A 23,108-nucleotide genomic window follows, 5' to 3' on the forward strand; every position below is an offset into this window, starting at 1 on the left:
GCGCTCATGACCGTGTAGGAGTCTTTACATGAGTCTGGAAAACATCTCCTGTCAGAAGAGTTTCGGCGGTTGGCACAAGCGTTATCGCCATCGCTCAGACGTGCTCGGTTGCGACATGGTGTTCGCCGTGTACCTGCCACCGCAGGCGGAGCAGGGCGGCAAGTTGCCGGTGCTGTACTGGTTGTCCGGCCTGACCTGCACCGACGAGAATTTCATGCAAAAGGCCGGCGCGATGCGCATGGCTGCCGAACTGGGTCTGATCATCGTTGCGCCGGACACCAGCCCCCGTGGGCCGGATGTGCCGGGTGATCCGGATGGCGCGTGGGATTTCGGCCTCGGTGCCGGTTTCTATCTGAATGCCACGCAGGAACCTTGGTCGCGCCACTATCGGATGCATGACTATGTCGTGCATGAGTTGCCTGCACTGGTCGAAGCGCATTTCCCGGCCTCGGACAAACGCAGCATCAGCGGTCACTCCATGGGCGGTCACGGTGCGCTGGTCTGCGCGCTGCGTAACCCGGGACGCTATCAATCGGTGTCGGCGTTCTCGCCAATCAACAACCCGATGGATTGCCCATGGGGTCAGAAAGCCTTTTCGCGCTACCTGGGCGAAGACCGTTCCAAATGGAAAGAGTGGGATGCCTGCGCACTGATTGCCGAGGCGGATGAAAAACTGCCGCTGCTGGTCGATCAAGGGGATCGCGATGACTTCCTCGCCACCCAGCTCAACCCCGAAGCTCTGCAACAAGCGGCAAAACAAGCGGGTCATCCGCTGAAATTGCGCCTGCAACCGGGCTACGACCACAGCTATTTCTTCATCTCAAGCTTCATAGACGACCACTTGCAGCATCACGCACAAGCCCTTCGGGACTAATGCAGGTAGAATCACGCCCTGACAAAAATCGGGGCGTTTTTTTATGCGTATTGGCCACGGCTATGATGTGCACCGTTTCGCTGAAGGCGATTTCATTACTCTGGGCGGCGTGCGCATCGCACACAGCTTCGGGCTGCTCGCTCATTCCGACGGTGACGTCCTGCTGCACGCCTTGAGCGATGCCTTGCTCGGCGCCGCTGCGCTGGGTGATATCGGCAAGCATTTCCCGGACACCGACCCGCAATTCAAGGGCGCCGACAGCCGTGCGCTGCTGCGTCATGTGGTCGCGCTGATCCATGCCAAAGGCTGGAAAGTCGGCAATGTTGACAACACTATCGTTGCCCAAGCACCGAAAATGGCCCCGCATATCGAATCGATGCGCGCGCTGATCGCGGCGGATCTTCAAGTTGAGTTGGATCAAGTGAACGTGAAAGCTACCACCACCGAAAAGCTCGGCTTTGTCGGTCGCGAAGAAGGCATCGCCGTGCACTCCGTTGCCTTGTTGCTGCGCGCATGAACGAACTGCAATTGCTCGGCCCGCGGGCCTATGGTGAACCCCTCGGCACTGCGGTACTGAAAGCCATCGCTGAAGACTTTCAGGTCGATGAAGTCCTCGATATTCCGTTCAGCGGCGATGGCGAACATCTGTGGATCTGGGTCGAAAAACGCGGCCTGAACACTGAAGAAGCTGCGCGGCGTATCGCCAAGGCTGCCGGCGTGCCGTTGCGCACGGTGAGCTATGCTGGCCTCAAGGATCGTCAGGCGCTGACTCGCCAGTGGTTCAGCGTGCAATTGCCGGGCAAGGCCGATCCGGATCTGTCGGCGGCGGAAAACGACACGCTGAAGATTCTCAAGACCACTCGCCACAAACGCAAACTGCAACGCGGTGCGCATTCGGCCAACGGTTTCACCTTGCGTTTGACTCAGTTCGACGGCGACAAAGCGGCGATTGAGCAGCGCCTGCAGCTGATAGCCCAACAAGGCATCCCCAATTATTTCGGCGCCCAGCGTTTCGGCCACGACGGCGGCAACGTCGTTGACGCGCGTTCGTGGGCGGCGCGCAAGGCCTTGCCGGAACAACGCAATGTGCGTTCGCGCCTGCTCTCGACGGCGCGCAGTTTTCTCTTCAACAAGGTGCTCGCCGCACGAGTGGCCGATGGCACCTGGCAAAAAGCCCTGGTCGGCGACCTGCTCGCGTTCACCGACAGCCGCAGTTTTTTCCCGGCCGGTGAAGCCGAGTGCAGCGACCCGCGTCTGGCGATTCTTGACCTGCATCCGACCGGCCCGCAGTGGGGCGAGGGTGACTCGCCGACCGCAGGCGCTGTCCATGATCTGGAGCAGGGGATTGCTGCCGGTGAAGCAGAGCTGCGCGATTGGTTGATCAACGCCGGTATGAGCCACGAACGTCGCATCCTGCGGCTGCCCATTGGCGGGTTGACGTGGCATTATCCCCAGCCTGACATTCTGCAACTGGAATTCGTCCTCCCGGCCGGATGCTTCGCCACCGTATTGGTGCGCGAACTCGTTGATCTGGTGCCGGTGGGGCAGACGGACAGCCCATGCGTATTCTGATTTCTAACGACGATGGGGTAACCGCACCCGGTCTCGCCGCGCTTTATGCTGCGCTGGCGGATTACACCGAGTGCGTGGTTATCGCCCCGGAGCAGGACAAAAGCGGCGCCAGCAGTTCGCTGACGCTCGACCGTCCGCTGCACCCGCAATACCTGGCCAACGGCTTTATCAGCCTCAACGGCACTCCGACCGACTGCGTGCACCTGGGCCTCAACGGCTTGCTGGAGCGCGAGGCGGACATGGTGGTTTCCGGGATCAACCTCGGCGCCAATCTTGGCGATGACGTGCTGTATTCCGGGACAGTGGCGGCCGCCCTTGAGGGACGTTTTCTCGAGCGTCCGTCGTTCGCTTTTTCGCTGGTCTCGCGGCAGGTGGATAATCTGCCGACAGCGGCCTACTTTGCGCGCAAACTGGTCGAGGCCCATGCCGGGCTTGATCTGCCACCGCGCACGGTGCTCAACGTGAACATTCCCAATCTGCCGATCGACCATATTCGCGGTATTCAGTTGACCCGCCTCGGCCATCGCGCCCGTGCGGCGGCGCCGATGAAAGTGGTCGATCCGCGTGGCAAGGCCGGTTACTGGATTGCTGCAGCCGGCGACGCCGAAGACGGCGGCCCGGGCACGGACTTCCATGCGGTGATGCAGGGCTACGTTTCCATCACCCCGTTGCAGCTCGATCGAACCTTCAACGATGCGTTCAGAAGCCTCGATGGCTGGCTGGAGGGACTGCGCTGATGGCCCGTGAACATGAAGACAGGCTGCGCAGCGGGATCGGCATGACCTCTCAGCGTACCCGCGAGCGGCTGATCCAGCGCCTGTACGAAGAGGGCGTGTCCAACGCCAAGGTGCTGGAAGTGATCCGGCGTACGCCGCGTCACCTGTTCGTCGATGAAGCGCTGGCACACCGTGCTTATGAAGACACGGCGCTGCCGATCGGCAATAACCAGACGATTTCCCAGCCTTATATGGTGGCGCGCATGAGCGAGCTGCTGCTGGAGGCGGGCCCACTGGATAAGGTGCTGGAGATCGGCACCGGTTCCGGTTACCAGACGGCGGTGTTGTCACAACTGGTTGAGCGGGTGTTCTCGGTTGAGCGCATCAAGGTACTGCAGGATCGCGCCAAGGAACGTTTGGTTGAACTGAACCTGCGCAACGTGGTGTTCCGCTGGGGCGATGGTTGGGAAGGGTGGCCGGCGCTGGCACCTTATAACGGCATTATCGTCACCGCCGTGGCCACGGATGTACCGCAAGCCTTGCTTGATCAACTGGCTCCGGGCGGACGCATGGTGATTCCGGTAGGCTCCGGGGAAGTGCAGCAATTGTTGCTGATCGTGCGTGAGGAAAACGGCTTTTCCCGGCATGTTCTCGGGGCTGTCCGTTTTGTGCCGTTGCTCAATGGGCCACTGGCCTGAGCATTTGTTTACGCGTGCTGAATTCCTTTCGTTCGCCTCTGTCTTACTCGGGCAACGATGGTTTAAACGCAGCAGATTGTCAGATGGCAAACGTGTGCGTGAAGCGATTTCGCTTCATTAAAGGTAAAGCCGATCCGGCCCGTTATACTTGCGACACCTCATGCCGACATCCGGCATTCCACATTTTTCAGCCACCACAAAGGGAGCGGCGGGTGAGTCTCACAGTCATTGCGCAGCGTATGGGTAACACGAGCTTTCAGCGCCTGGTGACTGGCCTTGTCTTGAGCACCTTGCTGGTCGGTTGCTCCAGCACCAAATCGAGCAATGTGCGGGTGGTCGATCGCAACAACGCGGTGGCCCAGCGTCCTACGGTGACGACCGGACAGTATGTAGTCCGTCCGGGCGATACGATGTTTTCGATCGCATTTCGCTACGGCTGGGACTACAAAGCCCTCGCGGCCCGGAACAATATTCCTACGCCGTATACGATCCATCCGGGTCAGACGATTCGCTTCGACGGCCGCACCGGTTCAACGCCGACGGCGGTGGTGAGCAACAGCAGTTCTTCACCTTCTTCGTCGAGTAAAACCACGGTAATCCGGCGCCAGGCAAATGGCACCACGACCACTACAACCACCGGTTCTACGGGGGCTGTACCGTCCGTCGCCAACAAGCAAGCGCCCGCGCCGTTGCCTCCGGCAGGCCCAGCCCCGACCGGCTGGGGATGGCCATCTAATGGCATTCTGATTGGAAAATTCTCTTCAAACGGTAGTTTGAATAAAGGAATTGATATCGCCGGAGATTTGGGACAGCCTGTTTTAGCTGCGTCTGATGGGACGGTGGTATACGCCGGGAGTGGCTTAAGGGGCTACGGCGAATTAGTCATCATCAAACACAGCGAAACCTACGTCAGTGCCTACGGACATAACCGCAGGCTGTTGGTTCGGGAGGGACAGCAGGTCAAGGTCGGACAGACAATTGCCGAAATGGGGTCAACGGGTACAGACCGGGTGAAACTGCATTTTGAGATTCGCCGCCAAGGTAAACCTGTAGATCCGCTGCAGTTCCTGCCAAGACGTTGATTTGTAAGCCAGCCTGTTCCGTCGCGTAGAGGGGACAGGCTCCAGCGCTGCCAAGGATAAAGGCGTCGCTTGAGCTTGGGGTCGAACTCACCAAAGGACTATAACAATGGCTCTCAGTAAAGAAGTGCCGGAGTTTGACATCGACGATGAGGTTCTCCTTATGGAGACCGGCATCGATTCGGAATCTTCGATGTCGAATGATGAAGGGGCTGCTCCACCTTCCGTTCGTTCCAAATCCAAACACTCCGCTTCACTTAAACAACATAAGTACATCGACTACACGCGTGCACTTGATGCCACGCAGTTGTATCTCAACGAAATCGGCTTTTCCCCACTGCTCTCTCCGGAAGAAGAAGTTCATTTTGCGCGACTGTCGCAAAGTGGCGATCCGGCCGGACGCAAGCGCATGATTGAAAGTAACCTGCGGCTGGTGGTCAAAATCGCCCGGCGTTACGTCAATCGGGGGCTGTCGCTGCTGGATCTGATCGAAGAGGGCAACCTCGGATTGATCCGGGCGGTGGAAAAGTTCGATCCCGAGCGCGGCTTCCGCTTCTCGACCTACGCGACCTGGTGGATTCGTCAGACCATCGAGCGCGCGATCATGAATCAGACCCGGACCATCCGGTTGCCGATCCATGTGGTCAAGGAACTCAACGTGTACCTGCGGGCTGCACGGGAGCTGACGCAGAAGCTCGACCACGAACCTTCACCCGAAGAAATCGCCAACCTGCTGGAAAAACCGGTGGGTGAGGTCAAGCGCATGCTTGGCCTGAACGAGCGGGTTTCTTCGGTCGACGTCTCGCTGGGTCCGGATTCGGATAAAACCCTGCTGGACACCCTTACCGACGATCGTCCGACCGATCCTTGTGAACTGCTGCAGGATGACGACCTGTCGCAGAGCATCGATCAATGGCTGTCGGAGTTGACCGACAAGCAGCGCGAGGTGGTTGTACGCCGCTTCGGTCTGCGCGGCCACGAGAGCAGCACGCTGGAAGATGTAGGCCTGGAGATCGGCCTGACCCGGGAACGGGTGCGGCAGATCCAGGTAGAAGGCCTCAAGCGCCTTCGTGAAATCCTCGAGAAGAATGGCCTGTCGAGCGAGTCGCTGTTCCAGTAAGCGCCTCACACGCTCGCCCGCAAGAAGCCCCGACTGGTTCGGGGTTTTTTGTTGGCCTCGATTTTCTGGGCATTCCGCCGCTCTTTTTCATTGTCGGACGTACGGTTGGCATTTCCATCCTTTGTAGTCTCGGGGTGTAAGCCTTGGCTTACTCTCTCGTAAGTGTTCCCTATTTTTACAAGACGGCAGACGTCGATTACGGACATCGCCGTAATTTAACTTATTGTTTTATATGTTTATTTTTTAACATTAAGTGCTTATGACAATCTTTTTCGGCACCCGCAGCCGATTGCTCTTGTCAGGGAACTCTCTAGTATCGGGGCTGTGTCGACGGACAGACACGCCCTTCAAGGAAGAGGGGAACGGACATCGCAGGACGCGATTCATCAGGACGATGAAAAGGAATACAGGGAATAGGGAAAAAATGTGGGCGGGTCATACCGCCCCTTTTTTTGCCTGCAGAAAAGTAAAAAGGCCCGCGAGGGGCCTTTTCGTTCGAGCGCGGGGCTGATCAGCGCTCGAGGTCTTTGATCTTGCCTTTGACGCCATCCCACTCTTCGGCATCTGGCAGCGATTCTTTCTTCTCGGTGATGTTCGGCCAGATTTCAGCCAGCTCAACGTTGAGTTGAATGAATTCCTGCATCTCTTCCGGAACTTCGTCCTCGGAAAAAATAGCTACAGCCGGGCATTCCGGTTCGCACAGGGCGCAGTCGATGCACTCATCCGGGTGAATCACCAGGAAGTTCGGGCCTTCGTAAAAGCAGTCCACCGGACACACTTCTACGCAGTCGGTGTACTTGCACTTGATGCAGTTGTCGGTGACGACGAAGGTCATTTCTAATTTTCTCCTCAGGCGGCGGCAGCGTTGCCCCTTCACGGTTGGGGTCGCCAGGTTCGGGAGCGATACCTGCTGGCCAGGCTATTAGCCAGCAGCATCCCAAACCGCGCGAGATTCTAACAGCTTGAAGCCGTTTGCGTTATATCCGCTTCTTCAGTGCTTATATCCGGTTCTTCAGTGCATAGAGCATTTCGAGAGCTCGGCGCGGGGTCAGGTCATCCAGATCCAGTTTAGCCAGTTCATCGAGCACCGGGTGTGGCAGGCTGGCGAACATGTCGCTTTGCTGTGGCGTCGCCGGTTTGCCCTTGGCGGCAGGTTTCGGCGCTTCATGCGGCAAAGCGGTTTCTTCCAGTCGGCTCAAGTGCTCACGGGCACGCATGATCACTTCACTTGGCACACCAGCCAGTTGCGCCACCGCCAGACCGTAGCTCTGGCTGGCAGGTCCCGGCAGCACGTGGTGCAGGAAGACGATGCGTTCGTTATGCTCGGTCGCATTGAGGTGGACGTTGGCCACCAGTGGCTCGGCTTCCGGCAACACGGTCAGTTCGAAGTAGTGGGTGGCAAACAGCGTATACGCGCGCAGATGCGCCAGACGCTCGGCCGCCGCCCATGCCAGCGACAGACCGTCGAAGGTGCTGGTGCCGCGCCCGACTTCGTCCATCAGCACCAGGCTGCGCTCGGTAGCGTTGTGCAAGATGTTGGCGGTTTCGCTCATCTCGACCATGAAGGTCGAACGGCCACCGGCCAGGTCATCGCTGGAACCGATTCGAGTGAAGATGCGGTCGACCAGCGACAGTTCGCAACTGGCTGCGGGCACGAAGCTGCCAATGTGAGCGAGCAACACGATCAATGCGGTTTGGCGCATGTAGGTGGATTTACCACCCATGTTCGGGCCGGTGATCACCAGCATACGGGTGTTGTCATCCAGGCTCAGGTCGTTGGCCACGAACGGCGTGGTCAGCACTTGCTCGACCACCGGGTGACGACCCTGGGAGATGCGCATGCACGGCTCGCTGACGAAGCGCGGGCAGTTCAGGTCAAGATTCAGCGCACGCTCGGCGAGGTTGCTCAACACGTCCAGTTCGGCCAGCGCGCCGGCGGTGTCCTGCAGCGGTGGCAACTGGCTGATCAGGTCTTCCAGCAGCGCCTCGTAGAGCATCTTTTCGCGCGCCAAGGCACGGCTCTTGGCAGACAGGGCTTTGTCTTCGAACTCTTTCAATTCCGGCGTGATGAAGCGCTCGGCGCCTTTCAGGGTTTGCCGACGGATATAGTCCGCCGGTGCCGACTCGGCCTGCTTGCTCGGCAATTCGATGAAGTAGCCGTGAATGCGGTTGTAACCGACTTTCAGGTGGCTAAGACCGGTGCGAGCTTTCTCGCGGGCTTCGAGATCGATGAGGAACTGGCCGGCGTTTTCGCTCAGCGATTGCAGCTCGTCGAGTTCGCTGTCGTAACCGGTTTTCAGCACGCCGCCGTCACGGATCACCGCCGGCGGATTGTCGATGATGGCCTTTTCCAGCAGTGCCGCCAGTTCCGGGTAGGTGCTGGTGATGGTCGCCAGACCTTGCAGGTGCGGTGCTTCCAGGTCAGTCATCGCCACTTGCAGTTCAGGCAGGGCACCGAGGGCGTCGCGCAAGCGAGCAAGGTCACGAGGACGTGCGTTACGCAGGCCGATCCGCGCGAGAATTCGCTCGATGTCGCCGATTTCCTTGAGCTGTGGTTGCAGCTTTTCGAAACGATAGCGATCGAGCAGACACGTGATCGAAGTCTGGCGCGCCAGCAGTACGGTCAGATCGCGCAACGGACGGTTCAGCCAACGGGTCAGCAGACGGCTGCCCATGGCGGTCTGGCAGCGATCAACGACTGATTGCAGGGTGTTGTCGCGACCACCAGCCAGGTTGGTGTCGAGTTCGAGGTTGCGACGGCTTGCACCGTCCAGCACCACGGTGTCATCCAGACGTTCGTGGCGCAGGCTGCGCAGGTGGGGCAGGGCGGTGCGCTGGGTCTCCTTGGCGTAGGCCAACAGGCAACCGGCCGCGCCGATTGCCAGGGTCAGGTTCTCGCAGCCAAAACCCTTCAGGTCTTGGGTGGAGAACTGCTGGCAAAGGCTTTTCAACGCCGAGTCGCGCTCGAAATCCCACGGCGCACGACGACTGACGCCACGGCGTTTTTCCGCTGGCAGGTCTCTCGGCCAGTCATCCGGAATCAGCAACTCAACCGGGTTGATCCGCTCCAGTTCCGCCAGCAGGTTCTCCCAGCCTTTGATTTCCGACACGCTGAAACTGCCGCTGGTGATGTCCAGCACGGCAAGGCCGAACAGACGTTCGTCACCCAGCAGGGCTGCAATCAGGTTGTCGCGGCGTTCATCAAGCAGCGCTTCATCACTGACCGTACCCGGCGTGAGGATCCGTACGACCTGACGCTCAACCGGGCCTTTGCTGGTGGCCGGATCGCCGACCTGCTCACAAATCACCACGGACTCGCCAAGCTTCACCAGCTTCGCCAGATAGCCTTCCGCCGCGTGGTAAGGAATCCCACACATCGGAATCGCCTGCCCCGCCGACTGTCCGCGCGCGGTCAGGGTGATGTCGAGCAACTTGGCCGCCTTCTTCGCGTCTTCGTAGAAGATCTCGTAGAAGTCGCCCATGCGGTAGAACATCAACTGATCCGGGTGCTGATTCTTCAGGCGCCAGTACTGCTGCATCATCGGGGTGTGGTTTGAAAGGTCGGTCATACGCGGAGTTCAGCTCTACCTGTCTATTTGACAACTCATATCTGTCTAATGGTACAGGGAATTTTTCGGCATTGTTGCCGGCGGGCTCAGATAGCCCTGAACCAGGCTACCTCATGACACTTCAGTCAATAGGGGCGCGCGGTTAGTGCAGGAAAGAATAATTCCGCGAATCTTGTAAAGGGCGCTCTGGTGTATGATGCCAGCCTTTAAATGTGCGTCAGCGCTTGAAGACAGATATAAGGAAAATAGCATGGGATTTTTTGATGAATTTCCTCGATTTTATAAGACCAGCCAGACGAGCCCGTTTCCGGATCGCCTGAACTCCCGGTACCGAGCCATCATGGAACGAAACGCTGAACTCATTCGAGGGAAGAGAGTTCTGGATATTGCCAGCCATGACGGACGTTGGTCCTTTGCTTCCCTTCAGGCTGGGGCTGCACATGTCACCGGAATCGAGCCGCGCCAGGAATTGATTTCAAATGCTATAGAGACGTTCACCGAGTATGGGATCGATAGTTCTCGATATGAATTCCTGCAAGGTGACGTATTTGACCAGATCAAAGGCAAGACCTTTGACGTAGTTTTCTGTCTTGGTTTTTATTACCACACTATTCGCCATGCCGAGTTGTTCGACCTGATTGAACGAACCGGCGCAAAATTTGTTGTCATCGACACCGAAGTTACTCCTGTTTCCGAGGAACTGGCAGATCCAACCAATAACGATCCACGCGTGGTTTACGGCAACCCGTATGGCGTTCAGATGCTGCTTGATCAGGTAGATGATCAGCAGATGGCGTGGACTGATTCTCTTACTCGCAAGGGTTTCACCATCGTGGGAAGGCCTTCGCGCCAGGCAGTAAAATTCATGGCCAAGCATTTTGGTTATGAAACAGAGACGTTCAACTGGGAAGAGTATTTCCAGACCAACCCCGAGGCCAGAGTTTCTATGGTCGACTACTCGGAAGGTTGGAGGGACACATTCTTTTGTAAGCGATAAAATCCGATTTTTCAAAAGCCCGTCATTGAGCGGGCTTTTTTTCGCCAGCAGGACAGAGGAGTGGTCACAAAGCGGTGAGCCAAGTGTTGATAGGGAGTAGCTGAAAGCCGATGCTGAATGACTTGTGAGTGGTTACATAAGCGTTTTTGCATAAAATATTGATTTATGCATTAGCTATGCGATTTAGCATTTGTCTTCGCGAATAACTTCAAGCACTATGCGCGTTATGCAAAAACGCAACGTAGCCTCCGTCTTAAGAGCACTGCTCGACCAGCACGGGATCTCCCCCACGGAGCTCCACCGTCGCACCGGCGTGCCTCAATCCACTCTCTCGCGGATTCTCAGCGGGAAGATCGTCGATCCCTCGGATAAACACATTTCGAAGATCGCCGAGTACTTCGCCGTGAGCACCGATCAATTGCGCGGGCGCGCGGATGTCGCGCCGTCGGCCGGTGGCGCGCGTGATGACGTGCACGCGGAACTCAAGGACATAATGCTGTGGGACGACGATACGCCGGTCGATGATGACGAAGTATCGGTGCCGTTCCTTCGCGAGGTTGAATTGGCTGCTGGATCAGGAAGATTCGTCATCGAAGAGAGCGAGCGCTCTAGCCTGCGCTTCGGCAAGCGCAGCCTGCGCCATAACGGTGTGCAGTTCGACCAGGCCAAATGCGTGACAGTACGTGGCAACAGCATGTTGCCGGTGTTGCGTGATGGTGCCACCGTCGGCGTCAACGCCGGCAAGTGCGGCATCGGCGACATCATTGATGGCGACCTGTACGCGATCAATCACAACGGCCAGTTGCGCGTGAAGCAACTCTATCGCCTGCCGACCGGCATTCGTCTGCGCAGCTTCAATCGCGATGAACACCCGGACGAGGACTACAGCTTCCAGGAAATCCAGGAGGAGCAAATCGTCATCCTCGGTCACGTCTTCTGGTGGGGCATGTACGCCCGCTAACCCGACCCTTCTCAGATAAACCCGCCTCGCAGGCGGGTTTTTTTTCGCCTTGATGAAACCGCCAAACCCTTGAGTTGCGGGGCTTCCATGCATCTGCGCATTTCCTGTGCACAAATAAATGCATTTGCGCATTGACTGGATATGCATACATGCATATTCTTGCCACCAAGCCGCTCGACAAAGCGGCTGGCAAGAAAGCTCTTTAGTTCCACAAGAACAGGCAGCGATGAACCGGCCTCAACGGTTCAGAGGGTTGGCAACTGACCCGGGTGTGCAGCGTAAAGCACCAGAAGCAGTTATCCGGCGGGCAGGGACCGCGGTCGGAAAAACAATTTGAACGGACTCGTACCGCGCCAGTAGCGCCGAAAAGTCAGCTTCCTTCTTGAACACAGGATTTGAAGGAAGGCGAAGGAGCGCATTACTGAAAAGCCCGGCTTCAGCGCCGGGCTTTTTTGAATGCCTGCCTGGCTTCGATCTGATCGAGCCGCCAACCCCCAGGGGTTGTAAATCTAAAAAGGAGAAATGCATGAATCGATACGTTTTTATCGCACTGTTCAACCTGAAGGTTTATCAAATTCTGGATACCGATGAAGCGATGCCGTTGAACCCTCCAGATGGTGTGTGGGGAGAATGGGCGGATGCCACGGGTAACACGACAGTTCAGGTCGGATGGAATGCTTTCAGGGTCAGTGATCATTGGGAGTTTGTCGCGCCTACTTATGACCAGCTAGTGCGCGAAGGTCAGGTTATGGCGGCCATGCTGCTGGCAGACACGCAAAAATGGCTGCTGCTCAATCCATTTGATTACAAGGTGGATCTGGGCGTCGCAACGCCTGCCGAAGAAGCAGCGTTACTGGCTTTCAAGCAATACGTTGTCGCCGTGAGCGAATACAAAAATCAACCTGATTTCCCGTACACCATTACTTGGCCAGCGATCCCTTTCCCTTTCGTTTAAATCAGCTGTGCGGTTTTCCGGGCCGCATTACTGAAAAGCCCGGAGACTGCCGGGCTTTTTGGAATGCCTACCTCAAGAGATAACGATTGAACCCAACACAAATCACTCACCCCCGGGAGGCGTGACATGACAACCGAGCAACAAGCATTGGCCGATATGCCGATCTGGCTGGTCATCCTCCTTGCCGTCGTCGGCGGAGTTTCCGGCGAAATGTGGCGCGCCGACAAGGAAGGTGCCCGTGGCTGGTCACTGCTGCGACGCCCGGCCCTGCGCTCCGGCGCCTGCATGATCTGCGGCGTGTCGGCGATCATGCTGCTGTATGCCGCTGGACTTTCGATCTGGGCCGCCGGTGCGTTCGGTTGCCTGACAGCGATGGCTGGCGCCGACGTCGCCATCGGCTTGTACGAACGCTGGGCCGCCAAGCGCATCGGCGTCTGCGAAGTTCCGCCTCGCGACCAACCTTAACCAAAACCAATTTTCCGTGCCGCCATTTTGGCGGCAGGGTTTCGCGTGGACGATTGAAAAGGAGGTCATGTATGCCCACACCGATCCAGCAGCCGTCGCAACTGTTCACAGCCATCGCGACGACGCTGCGCAACACTGCCGGGCTCAACATCAATGTCGGCAATCACGATGATTTCACTGCACCGGGCGATCAGGCCTGGGTGTTGATCGACTTCGACCGGAATGGGGCGGGAGTACGTGGCGCTGACGGGCGAATTGCGCATGTCATGACGGTGTCCTTGCAAGTCATCCCGGCCCTTTCTGCCAGCGCATTTGCAGCATGCGATCTGATCGCTGTGCTGAAGAATTTGATCACCGACAATCGCTGGGGACTGCCTGGCGATCAATGTGATCTGCCGACCAATATCGATGGATTGCCGTCGTTGCTGACCCGCGCTGACCAGCAAATCAAAACCTGGACCCTGACGTTCAACCAGACCCTCTACCTCGGCCCGACCTTGCTCGATGATCCACTGGGCACACCGAAATTCGCCCGCACCTGGGAAGTCAGCAACATCGACGATCCAGACCAATACACCGCGCTGGAGGCCTGACCGATGTTCGACGCGTTATTGCGCATGCAACTGGGGCCGATCATCGAACGCCTGGCCGAAATGGAAGCGGAAATCGACGACCTGTACCGCCGCGCTGAAAGCTTCTGCCGCATCGGCATTTGCCAGACAGTCGATGCGGCGAGCAATACCTGCCAGGTCAGCCACGGTGGCTTGCTCACGCCAGCGATCAAGTTTTTCAACCCCAGCGCCGGCGCACAGAGTGAGTCGCGGATTCCGACCGTGGGTGAGCAGTGTCTGCTGTTCAACTACGGCAGCGGCGAAAGTGGCGCACAAAGTGTCGCCCTGTTCGGCCTGAACAGTGATCGCTTTCCACCCGTTTCGACTGTCCCCACGCTGACGCGACGGGTTCATGTCGACGGCAGCGAAAGCGGCTACGACGATGCCACGCACACCCTCCACTGGCAAAACGGCCCAGCGGCTTTCAGCGGTTCTCGCGAGTCGCTGGAACTGAGCATCGGCCCGGCACGACTGGCGATGACGCCACAACTGATCACCCTGCAACTGGGTGCCGTCGGCCTGACCATCGACCCTTCGGGCGTGCACTTCAGCGGTCCATTGGTCGATCACCGTGGCCGTGTCATCAGCCCCTGATTCAAGAGCCTCCACATGATCGGAATCGATAGAGACAGCGGGGCCACGGTCGACGACTGGCTGCAATTTGTGCAGCGCGCGACCCGGGCCCTGACCACACCGCTGGGCACCCGGCAAAAACGCCCGTTGTACGGATCGTTGATCCCCACGCTGCTGGGGCAGAACCTCGGTGACGACGTTCTGCTTCTGGCCCAGAGCCACGCGGCGCAAGCGTTCTACAACAAGCAAAACGGCATCGACGATTTTCAGCCACAAGTGATCGTCGCCAGCCGCCAGGGCGCCGGTCTGCGGCTGCGCTTCGCCGGCATCTGGAAAAACCGTCAACAAACCTTCGAGGTCGTGACATGAGCATGTTGATCCCCGGCCAGAACCAATTGGCCGAACCCGCGCTGATCACCGTTGAAGCCTTCGAAGACTTGCTCGCCGAGTTCAAGACTTTCGTCATCGAATACGTCGGTGTGCGTTCGCCGGACAGTGCCGCAAAACTCAAGACCAGCCTGGAAAACGAAAGCGAACTGCTGACCCTGGCGCTTGAGGCTTTCTGTGTTCGGCTGCAAACCCACGAACGCAAATACAACGCCCGCATCAAACAGATGCTGGCGTGGTGGGCGACGGGGAGCAACCTCGATGCGCGGCTAGCGGACATGGGCCTGGAGCGGCAGTTGCTTGATCCCGGCGACCCGGCGGCATTCCCGCCAGTGCCGGCGATTTATGAAAGCGACGACGATGCCCGCTTGCGTTATTACCTGGCGCCCCATGCGCCGGCAGCAGGTTCGCGGATGCAGTATCGCCGCGAAGTTTTCACCCTCGGCGAGCGTCCGACGGTGCATGTCGAATCCACTGAGGCAGGTGTGGTGAATGTCACTTACACCTTCAACCCGGACGGCCTCGCTGCACAGGTCAAGGATGGCAATGGTCGGCGCACCGCGCCGGGCGAAGTGCAGGTCACTGTGCTGTCCCGAGACGGTGATGGCGCGCCTTCCGCGACATTGCTTGACGGCGTTCGTCAGCACTTCGCGCGGCCTGATGTACGACCGGAAACCGACCTTGTCACGGTCAAGGCAGCCGATATTCAGCGCTACAAGATTCGCGTGGTCGCGAAGATAAATTCCGGCCCCGATTCGGGTCTGACCAAAGTCGCCGCACAGCAACAATTGCAGGCCTACGCTGACAGTTGCCATCGTCTTGAAGGCCGCGTTGATCCAAGCTGGATCGACTACACGCTGCACAGCGCCGGCGCTGTGCAACTGCAGATTCTCGAACCGCTGGCGCCGATCGTGACGACGGCGTTTCAAGCGCCGTACTGCACCGCAGTCGAAGTTGAGGTGCTGACGCTATGAGTGAGCCAACTCAGCGTCCGACGCTGCTGCCGGCCAACAGCTCGGCACTCGAACGAAGTCTGGATCTGGGCTTCGGCGCACTGCTTGATCGCATCGCGCCGCCGTTTCCCGAACTGATGAACCCAGCAGAAACACCAGTCGCCTTTCTGCCGTATCTGGCAGCGGATCGCGGTGTTGCTGAATGGAGCACCGCCGCACCGGAAGCTGAAAAACGCCTGACCGTCGAACTGGCCTGGCCCACCGCGCGCCAGGCTGGCACCCACAAGGCGTTGGAAAACGCCGCCAAGGGTTTGCAGTTAAGACCCGAGATCCGCGCCTGGTACGAACAGACACCACCCGGTGCGCCGTACAGCTTTTCCGTGCGCGCCTTCAGCGACCAACCCTACAGCGAAGAAATCGATGCTCGTCTCGACCGACGCCTGGCGGATGCCAAAAGCGAACGGGATGTGCTGACGGTCTCCGTTGGCTTGAGCGCTTTCGGCAATCACGTCATCGGCGCAGCGACGTTCTGCGGTGAGCTGACCACGGTTTATCCGGTGTTCATCGAAGGCCTTGAAACCTCGGGAGAGGCGTTCATGGCCGCCGGCATGTACACCGTCGAAACATCCACTATTTATCCTCAGGGGGCCTGAATGGCTGACTATTACACCCTGCTCACCAACGCAGGGATTGCCTACGAAACGGCGTGCAAGGCCGCGGGCACGCCGATCAAGCTGACGCAGATTTCCGTTGGCGACGGCGGCGGCGCGGTCTACAACCCGGCCGCGACCGCTACCGCGCTGAAACGCGAAGTCTGGCGCGGGCCGCTCAATGCGCTATTCCAGGACGAGAAAAATCCGAGCTGGCTGCTCGCCGAAGTGACCATCCCGCCGGATGTTGGCGGCTGGTATGTGCGAGAGGCGGGGCTGTGGACTGATACCGGGATTCTCTACGCCATCGTCAAATATCCGGAGTCGTTCAAACCGGTTCTGGCCACGTCGGGTTCGGGTAAAGAGTTCTACATTCGTTCGATTTTCGAGACCAGCAATGCTTCGCTGGTGACGTTGTTGATTGATGACACGGTGGTTAAAGCGACTCGAGCATGGGTGACGGATTTTGTCGCCGAGGAGCTTGCGAAACTTGATGGCAAACAATCCGTACGAGTAGCTACTACGACAAACATTGTTCTGGCATCCGCGCAAACTATTGATGGTGTCGCGGTCGTCGCAGGTGACCGTGTATTAGTGAAGAACCAGGCACTGTCCAAAGACAATGGTTTGTATGTTGCTGCCAATGAAGCTTGGGTTCGGGCAAAGGATGCAGACTCGAATCTAAAGGTTACCTCTGGCCTTAACGTGTTTGTTGAGCAAGGTAAATCCCAAGCTGACACAATTTGGCAGCTCATTACCGATGGAACCATTTCGCTTGGCAGTACATCTTTGGTTTTCCAAAACATTACTTTCGGTTTTGCGCCAGTGGACTCACCTGTTTTTACTGGAACTCCCAAAGCGCCAACAGTGAACTTATTCAGTGACGATGATTCGGTGGCAACCACGAAATTTGTTCAGCGAGCATTAGGCAATTATGCGGGACAGACCAATTACGCGGTGAACACAGAACTGACGGTCGCCGATGTTGGGAAACTATCGATTTTCACTGAGCCCAATTTGACCGCAACACTTCCTGGCTGGGAAAGCGTGCCCGCTGGCGGACTCATTACGATAAATAGCACCGCTGGTGTGACGGTCCGGGCAAAAAATCTGGAGTCCATTGGTACACAACTCGGAGCAGGCGGGCCCTTTGTTATACCGGCCGGATCGCGCGCTGTATTCCGTCGATTGTTACTAGGAGGCGGCTGGAGTTTTGAAGACGGAGACGCCTCACTGAAATACTCGCCGCTGTTTTCCACCAATGGGGCAGTAACTGGATATATGAAACATCCGGGGGGGCTATTGAGCAGTGGGGACAAGGTACGACCGACGCGTCAGGCAACGTTTACATAACCTATCCTCTCGCTTTTCCCAACGGAATGCGTGCTATCAACTGTACTCATACAGGTTCATTAGCGCTGATGAGCTGCCTCGTATACGGCTCCGATGAAAAGTCGCGATGTACGCTTCGTATTCAAAACGGAAGCAACACGACTATGGCCGGTTGGGCAATTTACTGGCGAGCAATAGGAATCTAAGTATGACCGACATTATTTTCTTCAGCCCCGGTACATGCGGGGCCTATCTTCCCAGCATCCACGAAGCTGATATTCCTAAAGACGTCGTGGTGGTTTCCATGTGCGACTGGGAGTCGTTGCTGGAGGCGTTGGCGAAAACCCCAAAACGAATCGGCGCGGGGCCAGACGGCCAGCCTATTTTGGTCGAACCTGCACCAGTTGAAAAAGCTGCGATGGCAGCAAGCGAAACCAGTTGGCGTAATTCCCAGCTATTGTTCTCCGATGGCCTGGTCGCACGGCATAGAGATGAGCTGGAGAGCAACGCTGCAACAACGCTTACCGCTGCGCATTATTCGGTGTTGCAAAGTTATCGTCGCCAGTTGCGCGATTGGCCACAAGATGATGATTTCCCTTTGATCGAGCATCGACCTCAAGCGCCAATCTGGTTGCTGGACCTGACCCGCTAATCGCCCCGAACTCCGGGCGGTTTCTTTTGTACCTAAAACACTCAACACCCGCCAAGCCCCTCCCCAAGAGGGGCTTTCCCGTTTATGGAGAAACGAAAAATGGCAACCCGCCAAACCTACACCGTGCTCGTCCCATTCCCCACCGGCGGTGGGCACTGGTCGAGCGTCGGTCAAGACCTTGATCTGCTCGACGTCGAGGCCAGTGCCTTGCACTTCGCCGGTCGACTGGAACTGAAAACCCCAACCACCCAGGCCAAAAAGGCCGCTGCCAAGAAGGCTGACTGACTATGGCTGAAGTTCTGAACTTCGAGCACAACGGCATTACCGTCAATGCCACCGAATCCCCCGAGGCCATGGGTGGCCTGGGTGACAACGTCATCGGTCTGGTCGGCACTGCGCCGAAAGCCGATCCGCTGATTCCGCGTAACGCGCCGTTCCGCATCAACAGCTTCACCACCCATGCGCTGCTCGATCCGACCGGTTCGGAAGAAGGCACTCTGTATCACGCGGTTTACCAGATCCTCAAAGTGGTCAAGGTGCCGGTGTATGTGGTGATCGTCGAAGCGGGCGCGACCCCGGCCGACACCGTCAACAACGTGATCGGCGGTGTTGATCCGCTGACCGGGCGCAAGCTCGGTCTGGCCGCGCTGGGCAGTGTCCCGGAAGACCTGACCATCATCGGTGCGCCGGGCTTCACCGGCACCAAAGCGGTGGCCAGCGAGTTCGCCTCGTTCGGCAAGCGCATCAAGGCCCGTGTGGTGCTGGACGGCAAGGACGCCTCGGTCGCCGATCAAGTGCTTTACAGCCAGGAGCTGGGCGGCGCCGACCTCGGTTTCGACCGTTGCCTGGTGGTGCACAACATGCCGGCGGTGTACTCGAAAGCGGCGAAGAAAAACGTCTTCCTGTCGCCTTCCAGCCTGGCGATTGCCGCGCTGGCCAAGGTCAAGCAGTGGGAGAGCCCGGGCAACCAGGTGACCTACGCTGAAGACGTTTCGCGGGTCGTTGAATACAACATCCTCGACACCTCCACCGAAGGCGATCTGCTCAACCGCTACGGCGTCAGCTACTACGCCCGCACCGTGCTCGGCGGCTTCTCGCTGCTGGGTAACCGCTCGATCACCGGCAAGTTCATCAGCTACGTCGGCCTTGAAGATGCGATCAGCCGCAAGCTGGTCAAGGCCGGCCAGAAAGCCATGGCCAAGAACCTCACCAAGTCGTTCATGGATCAAGAGGTCAAGCGCATCAACGATTGGCTGCAAACCCTGGTCGCCGACGAAACCATTCCTGGCGGCAGCGTGTATCTGCACCCGGAACTGAACAGCGTCGAGAAGTACAAGAACGGCACCTGGTACGTGGTCATCGACTACGGCCGCTACGCGCCGAACGAACACATGGTTTATCAACTCAACGCCCGCGATGAAATCATCGAGCAGTTCCTGGAGGACGTTCTCTAATGTTTACCAACCGCGTAAGACAGGCCATCGCGGCCACCCTGCAAGGCCTGCCGTTGTCGGCAACCGTTGAAGAATTCACCCCGCCGAAGATCGAATTCGACGTGGAAGAAATGCGTGGCGGCCGCTTCATCGTCGAAGAAATGGCCAAGGGCGGCAAAGCGCTCAACGCCAAGCTGACCCTGCAGGGCCTCGGCGCCGAAGTCATGCTCGCACTGGGTGTGAAGCTGGGCGACGACATCCTGCTGAACGTGCGTGAAGCCGGTCAGGATCAGGATGGCAACACCTGGTTCACCTATCACACCGTCGGCGGCAAGCTGAAATCCCTCGAAGAAACCGCAGTGAAAATGGGTGAAAAACCCAAGACCAACCTGGAGCTGTCCTGCCGCACCTACAACCGCCTGGAAAACGGCGTGCCGGTGATCGACATCGACGTGCGTACCCAGAAGTTCGTGCTCAACGGCGTCGACATCCTCGGTGATGCGCGGCGTGCGGTGCTGATGCCGTAACTCACGGCTTACAGGCAATCACAAAACCCTGTGGGAGCGAGCTTGCTCGCGAAAGCGGTCTGATGTTCAACATCGATGTTGACTGACCCGACGCCTTCGCGAGCAAGCTCGCTCCCACAGTGGATCTAAACGAATAACCAAGGAATTCATACATGTCGTGGATGCCACCCCAGCATGACCTGCTGTCGCCAGTTACCGGCGACGACGGTTCGCAGATCGAAACGATCCAGCTCAAACCGCTGTTCTACGCCGCACAGAAAGAAGCGCTGGAACGCGCCGGCGATGACGAAGACGATCAGTTCTTCGAACTGGCCCTGCTCGCCACCGGCCTGTCGGTCAAGGAACTCGACCAGCTCAAGCGCCCGGACTACGTGACCATCGCCCAGTACGTGCACGAGATGTCGACCCGTCCGGCCTCGCACTTTCTCGACCAGATCGAAGACGCGGAAAAATCCGCCGATCCCGATCAGGTGCAACTGCTGCAACCGCTCGCCGTGACCGGCCGCACCGTGACCTCGCTGTCGCTGGAAATGCCTGCACTGCGTGCGACCAAAGTGATGAAGAAACTGAAAACGGCCAAGGAACGCGCCGAGTTCATCACTGCCCATTGCACCGGCCTGATGATCCCCGATCTGGCCCTGATGAGCGTCCCGGACTGGACGCAATTGCAGGTGCGCATCGACGATTTTTTAAACCAGCCGGCGGCCTACTTTCGGAACGCGACATCGAAGTAATCCTCGATATCGTCCCGCTCATTTACCCGGTAAGTGAGGCGGAGATTCTGGAATGGGACGCCGAAAAGGCGTTGCGCCGCTACGACATAGCGATCACTCGCCTTGGCGTAAAACAGGAGTAGAGCGGCAATGGCAGAGAACAGATATGCGCTCACATACGCCGGTGATAGCAGCAATGCATCGGGCGGAATAACACTGCCCGACAACCTCGGAAAACCGCTGCAGGATCTGAACGTCACATTGGCGTTGGCAAGCGTGGATATTCGTTTGCTGACTCAGGAGCAGGTCAAGCTGCGCGAGCTACTGGTCAGCCAGCGGTCGTTGTTCAAGGCTGGCGCCGCCGCCCCCGCCACGAGCGAACCAAAGTCAAAACTCAAGGCCGAAATCGAGCAGCGTCCGCCGCCGAAAATCACTCAATCGGCAATGGCCAACGAAACGGCGCTGGTTGAATTGAATCAGGTGCTGCACCTGAGCAACGAATCGCTTCAGGCACTCTCGGAAACGAACCTGGAAATCGCCAGTGATAAACGGGTTGCCCCTAGTGGGTCTACTGGCGCGGATTTGCTGCAAGTGCAACTCGCAGCGCTGCGGTCCGGCATCAGTGATGGTCTGAAGGGCGAGCAGAAAAAGGAGGCATTACAGGACTTCTCTCGTGATGCCGCCATCAATGCCTCGGCCTTCAAGATCGATGTCAAGGCTGCTGGCGAGATGTTGGCGGGCTGGCGCACCGCTCTGAAGCTTGATCGGGTGCAGAGCCAGGATCTGGCAGACGCGACCAGCTACCTTGGCAACAGCGGCCTGAACGTCAAAACCGCTGACATCGGTTCCGTCGTTCAAAGTGCCGGGGAGGGCGCCAAAGCTGCAGGGATGACGCCCGAGCAAGTGGCTGCACTTGCGGCAGCATTTCTGAACAGTGGCGCTAACAAGACAGATGCCGCAGCGGCGCTGAAGAGTTTCACGACGGTTCTGGGTAAAGGTCAGTCCGCCTCATCGGCGCAGCGCTCGGCCTGGGCCGAAATGGGGCTGAACCCCGAGTCGCTGGCACGTGGGATGAGTGAAGATGCCCCCCAAACGATTAAGTTGGTTCTGGAAGAACTCAGGAAACAACCTGAAGAGAAACAGGCTTCACTGACAAAAACGCTGTTTGGCAACAATGATGCAATCCTTGAGTTGTTGAAGAAGCCTGAGGATGCTCAAACTGCGTTCAAACTGGTTTCTGACAAATCCCTGTATGCAACATCCAAACGCGGTGAGGATGCAGGTTCGGCGGCAGAAACCGCTGGGGCTTATGGCAATACATCGCAGGGGCGCTGGAATGCGCTGGATGCGAGTCTCAACAGGCTGTCCACGGCAGTCGGCAACTCATTGGCCCCGGTGACAGATGGCTTTGCCGTCGCGCTCACGGCGGTGGTAAATGGACTGAGCGCCGCAGCCGAAAGCTTCCCGTTCGTCACAGCTGCACTGACGTTGCTTGGGGTAGCTGCCACTCCGTTCGTAGCGGGCGCGCTGAAGACAGGTGTGTCCTCAGTGCTCGACGCGGTTTCCACAAGACTTTTGCGCCTGGCGGCTGCGCGTTTACCGTCTGAAATCGGCGAAATAATCGCCGGTGAGGATGACGACAATGGCGGTCGCAAAAAGAAACGATCAGCACGCAGGCCGGGTCAAGGCAAACGGGCCAAGATCCCGGCGAAAAGTGCTCCGCCGCGCACTCAAACTGCTCGCCAAAGCCTGGGCAATCGCTTACGCGGTGCAGCGCTCAAGGTTATGCCTGCCATCAAAAGCACGGCTGCCAAGGTCTTGCCCGCAGTGCGGAGCGCAGGCGCCAAGGTTATGCCTATGCTGTCTCGAGCTGCGCCTATTGTGGGTAAAGTCGCTGCGCCATTGATGATTGCACACGCCGCCTACAAAGGCCTGAAAGGCTGGCGTGAGGGCGATGACAAAGCCGTGGGAGCGGCAACAGGTGAGTTAGCGGGTACAGCCATTGGCGCGGCCGTCGGCTCGCTTTTTCTTCCCGTTGTCGGTACAGCCATTGGGGGAGTCCTGGGTGGATTAGCGGGATCATACCTGGGGGAAAACTCGCCAGCCCGCCCGCCGACAAACTCTCTGCGCCGGGAGATGTCGCGAAAAATCTGGTCAACGCTCCCTCCCAAAGCCAAAACCAGCAAGTCACCTTCTCGCCCTTGATCCAGGTCACCTGTCCGGCTCCGGACACGGCTGAACAAATCCGCACAATCATCGGGCAGCAACTGA

General features: G+C 58.0%; 25 protein-coding genes and 1 pseudogene. 24 read left to right on the forward strand and 2 right to left on the reverse strand.

Annotated features, from left to right (window positions below; all coding sequences use genetic code 11):
- Positions 1 to 28: 28 nt before the first annotated feature.
- The 7 genes from fghA to rpoS all read left to right on the forward strand — a co-directional run bounded on the left by fghA (position 29) and on the right by rpoS (position 6,059).
- On the forward strand, positions 29 to 874 hold the full coding sequence (gene fghA / locus AB4O11_RS14275) for an S-formylglutathione hydrolase (RefSeq protein WP_460130992.1): 846 nt from the start codon (positions 29 to 31) through the stop codon (positions 872 to 874).
- A gap of 43 nt (positions 875 to 917) precedes the next feature.
- Complete coding sequence (ispF, locus tag AB4O11_RS14280; protein ID WP_034149878.1) at positions 918 to 1,391, forward strand: 2-C-methyl-D-erythritol 2,4-cyclodiphosphate synthase; 474 nt, start codon at positions 918 to 920, stop codon at positions 1,389 to 1,391.
- Positions 1,388 to 2,446: a tRNA pseudouridine(13) synthase TruD gene (truD, locus tag AB4O11_RS14285; RefSeq protein WP_460090008.1), complete on the forward strand. Its 1,059-nt coding sequence runs from the start codon at positions 1,388 to 1,390 to the stop codon at positions 2,444 to 2,446. Before ispF ends, truD begins: the two co-directional genes overlap by 4 nt.
- The gene (gene surE, locus AB4O11_RS14290; protein ID WP_007908831.1) at positions 2,434 to 3,183 is read left to right on the forward strand and encodes a 5'/3'-nucleotidase SurE; all 750 of its coding nucleotides are present in this window, start codon (positions 2,434 to 2,436) and stop codon (positions 3,181 to 3,183) included. The genes truD and surE overlap by 13 nt, the downstream gene beginning before the upstream one ends.
- Before the next feature lie 41 nt (positions 3,184 to 3,224).
- Positions 3,225 to 3,860, forward strand: a complete 636-nt coding sequence (locus AB4O11_RS14295) for a protein-L-isoaspartate(D-aspartate) O-methyltransferase (RefSeq protein ID WP_171057346.1) — start codon at positions 3,225 to 3,227, stop codon at positions 3,858 to 3,860.
- Positions 3,861 to 4,072: 212 nt separating this feature from the next.
- Complete coding sequence (locus AB4O11_RS14300; RefSeq protein ID WP_093436549.1) at positions 4,073 to 4,942, forward strand: peptidoglycan DD-metalloendopeptidase family protein; 870 nt, start codon at positions 4,073 to 4,075, stop codon at positions 4,940 to 4,942.
- Between the two features lie 106 nt (positions 4,943 to 5,048).
- Positions 5,049 to 6,059 (forward strand): RNA polymerase sigma factor RpoS, encoded by a 1,011-nt coding sequence (gene rpoS, locus AB4O11_RS14305; RefSeq protein WP_038357938.1) that lies wholly within the window; start codon positions 5,049 to 5,051, stop codon positions 6,057 to 6,059.
- A gap of 511 nt (positions 6,060 to 6,570) precedes the next feature.
- Here the strand turns inward: rpoS and fdxA are convergent.
- Together fdxA and mutS are read right to left on the reverse strand one after the other, a co-directional pair.
- Entirely contained in the window at positions 6,571 to 6,894 is a 324-nt protein-coding gene (gene fdxA, locus AB4O11_RS14310) for a ferredoxin FdxA (protein ID WP_007908827.1), read from the reverse strand.
- 163 nt (positions 6,895 to 7,057) lie between these two features.
- On the reverse strand, positions 7,058 to 9,628 hold the full coding sequence (gene mutS / locus AB4O11_RS14315) for a DNA mismatch repair protein MutS (RefSeq protein WP_460130995.1): 2,571 nt from the start codon (positions 9,626 to 9,628) through the stop codon (positions 7,058 to 7,060).
- A gap of 250 nt (positions 9,629 to 9,878) precedes the next feature.
- Here mutS and AB4O11_RS14320 point away from each other — a divergent pair, with 250 nt between their 5' ends.
- The 17 genes and pseudogenes from AB4O11_RS14320 (at position 9,879) to AB4O11_RS14400 (ending at position 23,042) form a co-directional block, all read left to right on the forward strand.
- Positions 9,879 to 10,625: a class I SAM-dependent methyltransferase gene (locus AB4O11_RS14320; protein WP_175559641.1), complete on the forward strand. Its 747-nt coding sequence runs from the start codon at positions 9,879 to 9,881 to the stop codon at positions 10,623 to 10,625.
- A gap of 226 nt (positions 10,626 to 10,851) precedes the next feature.
- Positions 10,852 to 11,586, forward strand: coding sequence for a LexA family transcriptional regulator (locus tag AB4O11_RS14325; protein WP_093436542.1), 735 nt, complete (start codon positions 10,852 to 10,854; stop codon positions 11,584 to 11,586).
- A 526-nt stretch (positions 11,587 to 12,112) separates the two neighbouring features.
- Positions 12,113 to 12,541, forward strand: coding sequence for a tail fiber assembly protein (locus AB4O11_RS14330; RefSeq protein ID WP_460090010.1), 429 nt, complete (start codon positions 12,113 to 12,115; stop codon positions 12,539 to 12,541).
- A 126-nt stretch (positions 12,542 to 12,667) separates the two neighbouring features.
- Positions 12,668 to 13,006, forward strand: coding sequence for a phage holin family protein (locus AB4O11_RS14335; protein ID WP_460130998.1), 339 nt, complete (start codon positions 12,668 to 12,670; stop codon positions 13,004 to 13,006).
- A 71-nt stretch (positions 13,007 to 13,077) separates the two neighbouring features.
- A complete protein-coding gene (locus AB4O11_RS14340; protein ID WP_093436533.1) occupies positions 13,078 to 13,599 on the forward strand; it encodes a hypothetical protein in 522 nt (173 codons plus the stop codon).
- A 3-nt stretch (positions 13,600 to 13,602) separates the two neighbouring features.
- A complete protein-coding gene (locus tag AB4O11_RS14345) occupies positions 13,603 to 14,211 on the forward strand; it encodes a phage baseplate assembly protein V (RefSeq protein WP_460131000.1) in 609 nt (202 codons plus the stop codon).
- 15 nt (positions 14,212 to 14,226) lie between these two features.
- A complete protein-coding gene (locus AB4O11_RS14350) occupies positions 14,227 to 14,559 on the forward strand; it encodes a phage baseplate protein (protein ID WP_093436526.1) in 333 nt (110 codons plus the stop codon).
- Entirely contained in the window at positions 14,556 to 15,551 is a 996-nt protein-coding gene (locus tag AB4O11_RS14355) for a baseplate J/gp47 family protein (protein ID WP_460090012.1), read from the forward strand. The genes AB4O11_RS14350 and AB4O11_RS14355 overlap by 4 nt, the downstream gene beginning before the upstream one ends.
- Positions 15,548 to 16,183, forward strand: coding sequence for a phage tail protein I (locus tag AB4O11_RS14360; protein WP_116254558.1), 636 nt, complete (start codon positions 15,548 to 15,550; stop codon positions 16,181 to 16,183). Before AB4O11_RS14355 ends, AB4O11_RS14360 begins: the two co-directional genes overlap by 4 nt.
- Positions 16,184 to 17,248, forward strand: a pseudogene (locus AB4O11_RS14365) (phage tail protein); the annotation flags it as partial.
- Positions 17,249 to 17,529: 281 nt separating this feature from the next.
- Positions 17,530 to 17,718, forward strand: coding sequence for a gp53-like domain-containing protein (locus AB4O11_RS14370; RefSeq protein ID WP_460131091.1), 189 nt, complete (start codon positions 17,530 to 17,532; stop codon positions 17,716 to 17,718).
- A gap of 2 nt (positions 17,719 to 17,720) precedes the next feature.
- Positions 17,721 to 18,164 (forward strand): hypothetical protein, encoded by a 444-nt coding sequence (locus AB4O11_RS14375; protein WP_427118841.1) that lies wholly within the window; start codon positions 17,721 to 17,723, stop codon positions 18,162 to 18,164.
- A gap of 99 nt (positions 18,165 to 18,263) precedes the next feature.
- Positions 18,264 to 18,449 carry a hypothetical protein gene (locus AB4O11_RS14380; RefSeq protein WP_122843259.1) on the forward strand — a complete coding sequence of 62 codons (186 nt, stop codon included), beginning with the start codon at positions 18,264 to 18,266 and terminating at the stop codon, positions 18,447 to 18,449.
- Positions 18,450 to 18,451: 2 nt separating this feature from the next.
- On the forward strand, positions 18,452 to 19,618 hold the full coding sequence (locus AB4O11_RS14385) for a phage tail sheath protein (protein WP_034154903.1): 1,167 nt from the start codon (positions 18,452 to 18,454) through the stop codon (positions 19,616 to 19,618).
- Positions 19,618 to 20,124 carry a phage major tail tube protein gene (locus AB4O11_RS14390; RefSeq protein WP_016985055.1) on the forward strand — a complete coding sequence of 169 codons (507 nt, stop codon included), beginning with the start codon at positions 19,618 to 19,620 and terminating at the stop codon, positions 20,122 to 20,124. The genes AB4O11_RS14385 and AB4O11_RS14390 overlap by 1 nt, the downstream gene beginning before the upstream one ends.
- A 152-nt stretch (positions 20,125 to 20,276) precedes the next feature.
- Complete coding sequence (locus AB4O11_RS14395; protein ID WP_460131006.1) at positions 20,277 to 20,858, forward strand: phage tail assembly protein; 582 nt, start codon at positions 20,277 to 20,279, stop codon at positions 20,856 to 20,858.
- A gap of 129 nt (positions 20,859 to 20,987) precedes the next feature.
- The gene (locus tag AB4O11_RS14400; protein ID WP_460131009.1) at positions 20,988 to 23,042 is read left to right on the forward strand and encodes a phage tail tape measure protein; all 2,055 of its coding nucleotides are present in this window, start codon (positions 20,988 to 20,990) and stop codon (positions 23,040 to 23,042) included.
- Positions 23,043 to 23,108 lie beyond the last annotated feature (66 nt).

It is taken from the genome of Pseudomonas sp. H1_D05, assembly GCF_054682705.1.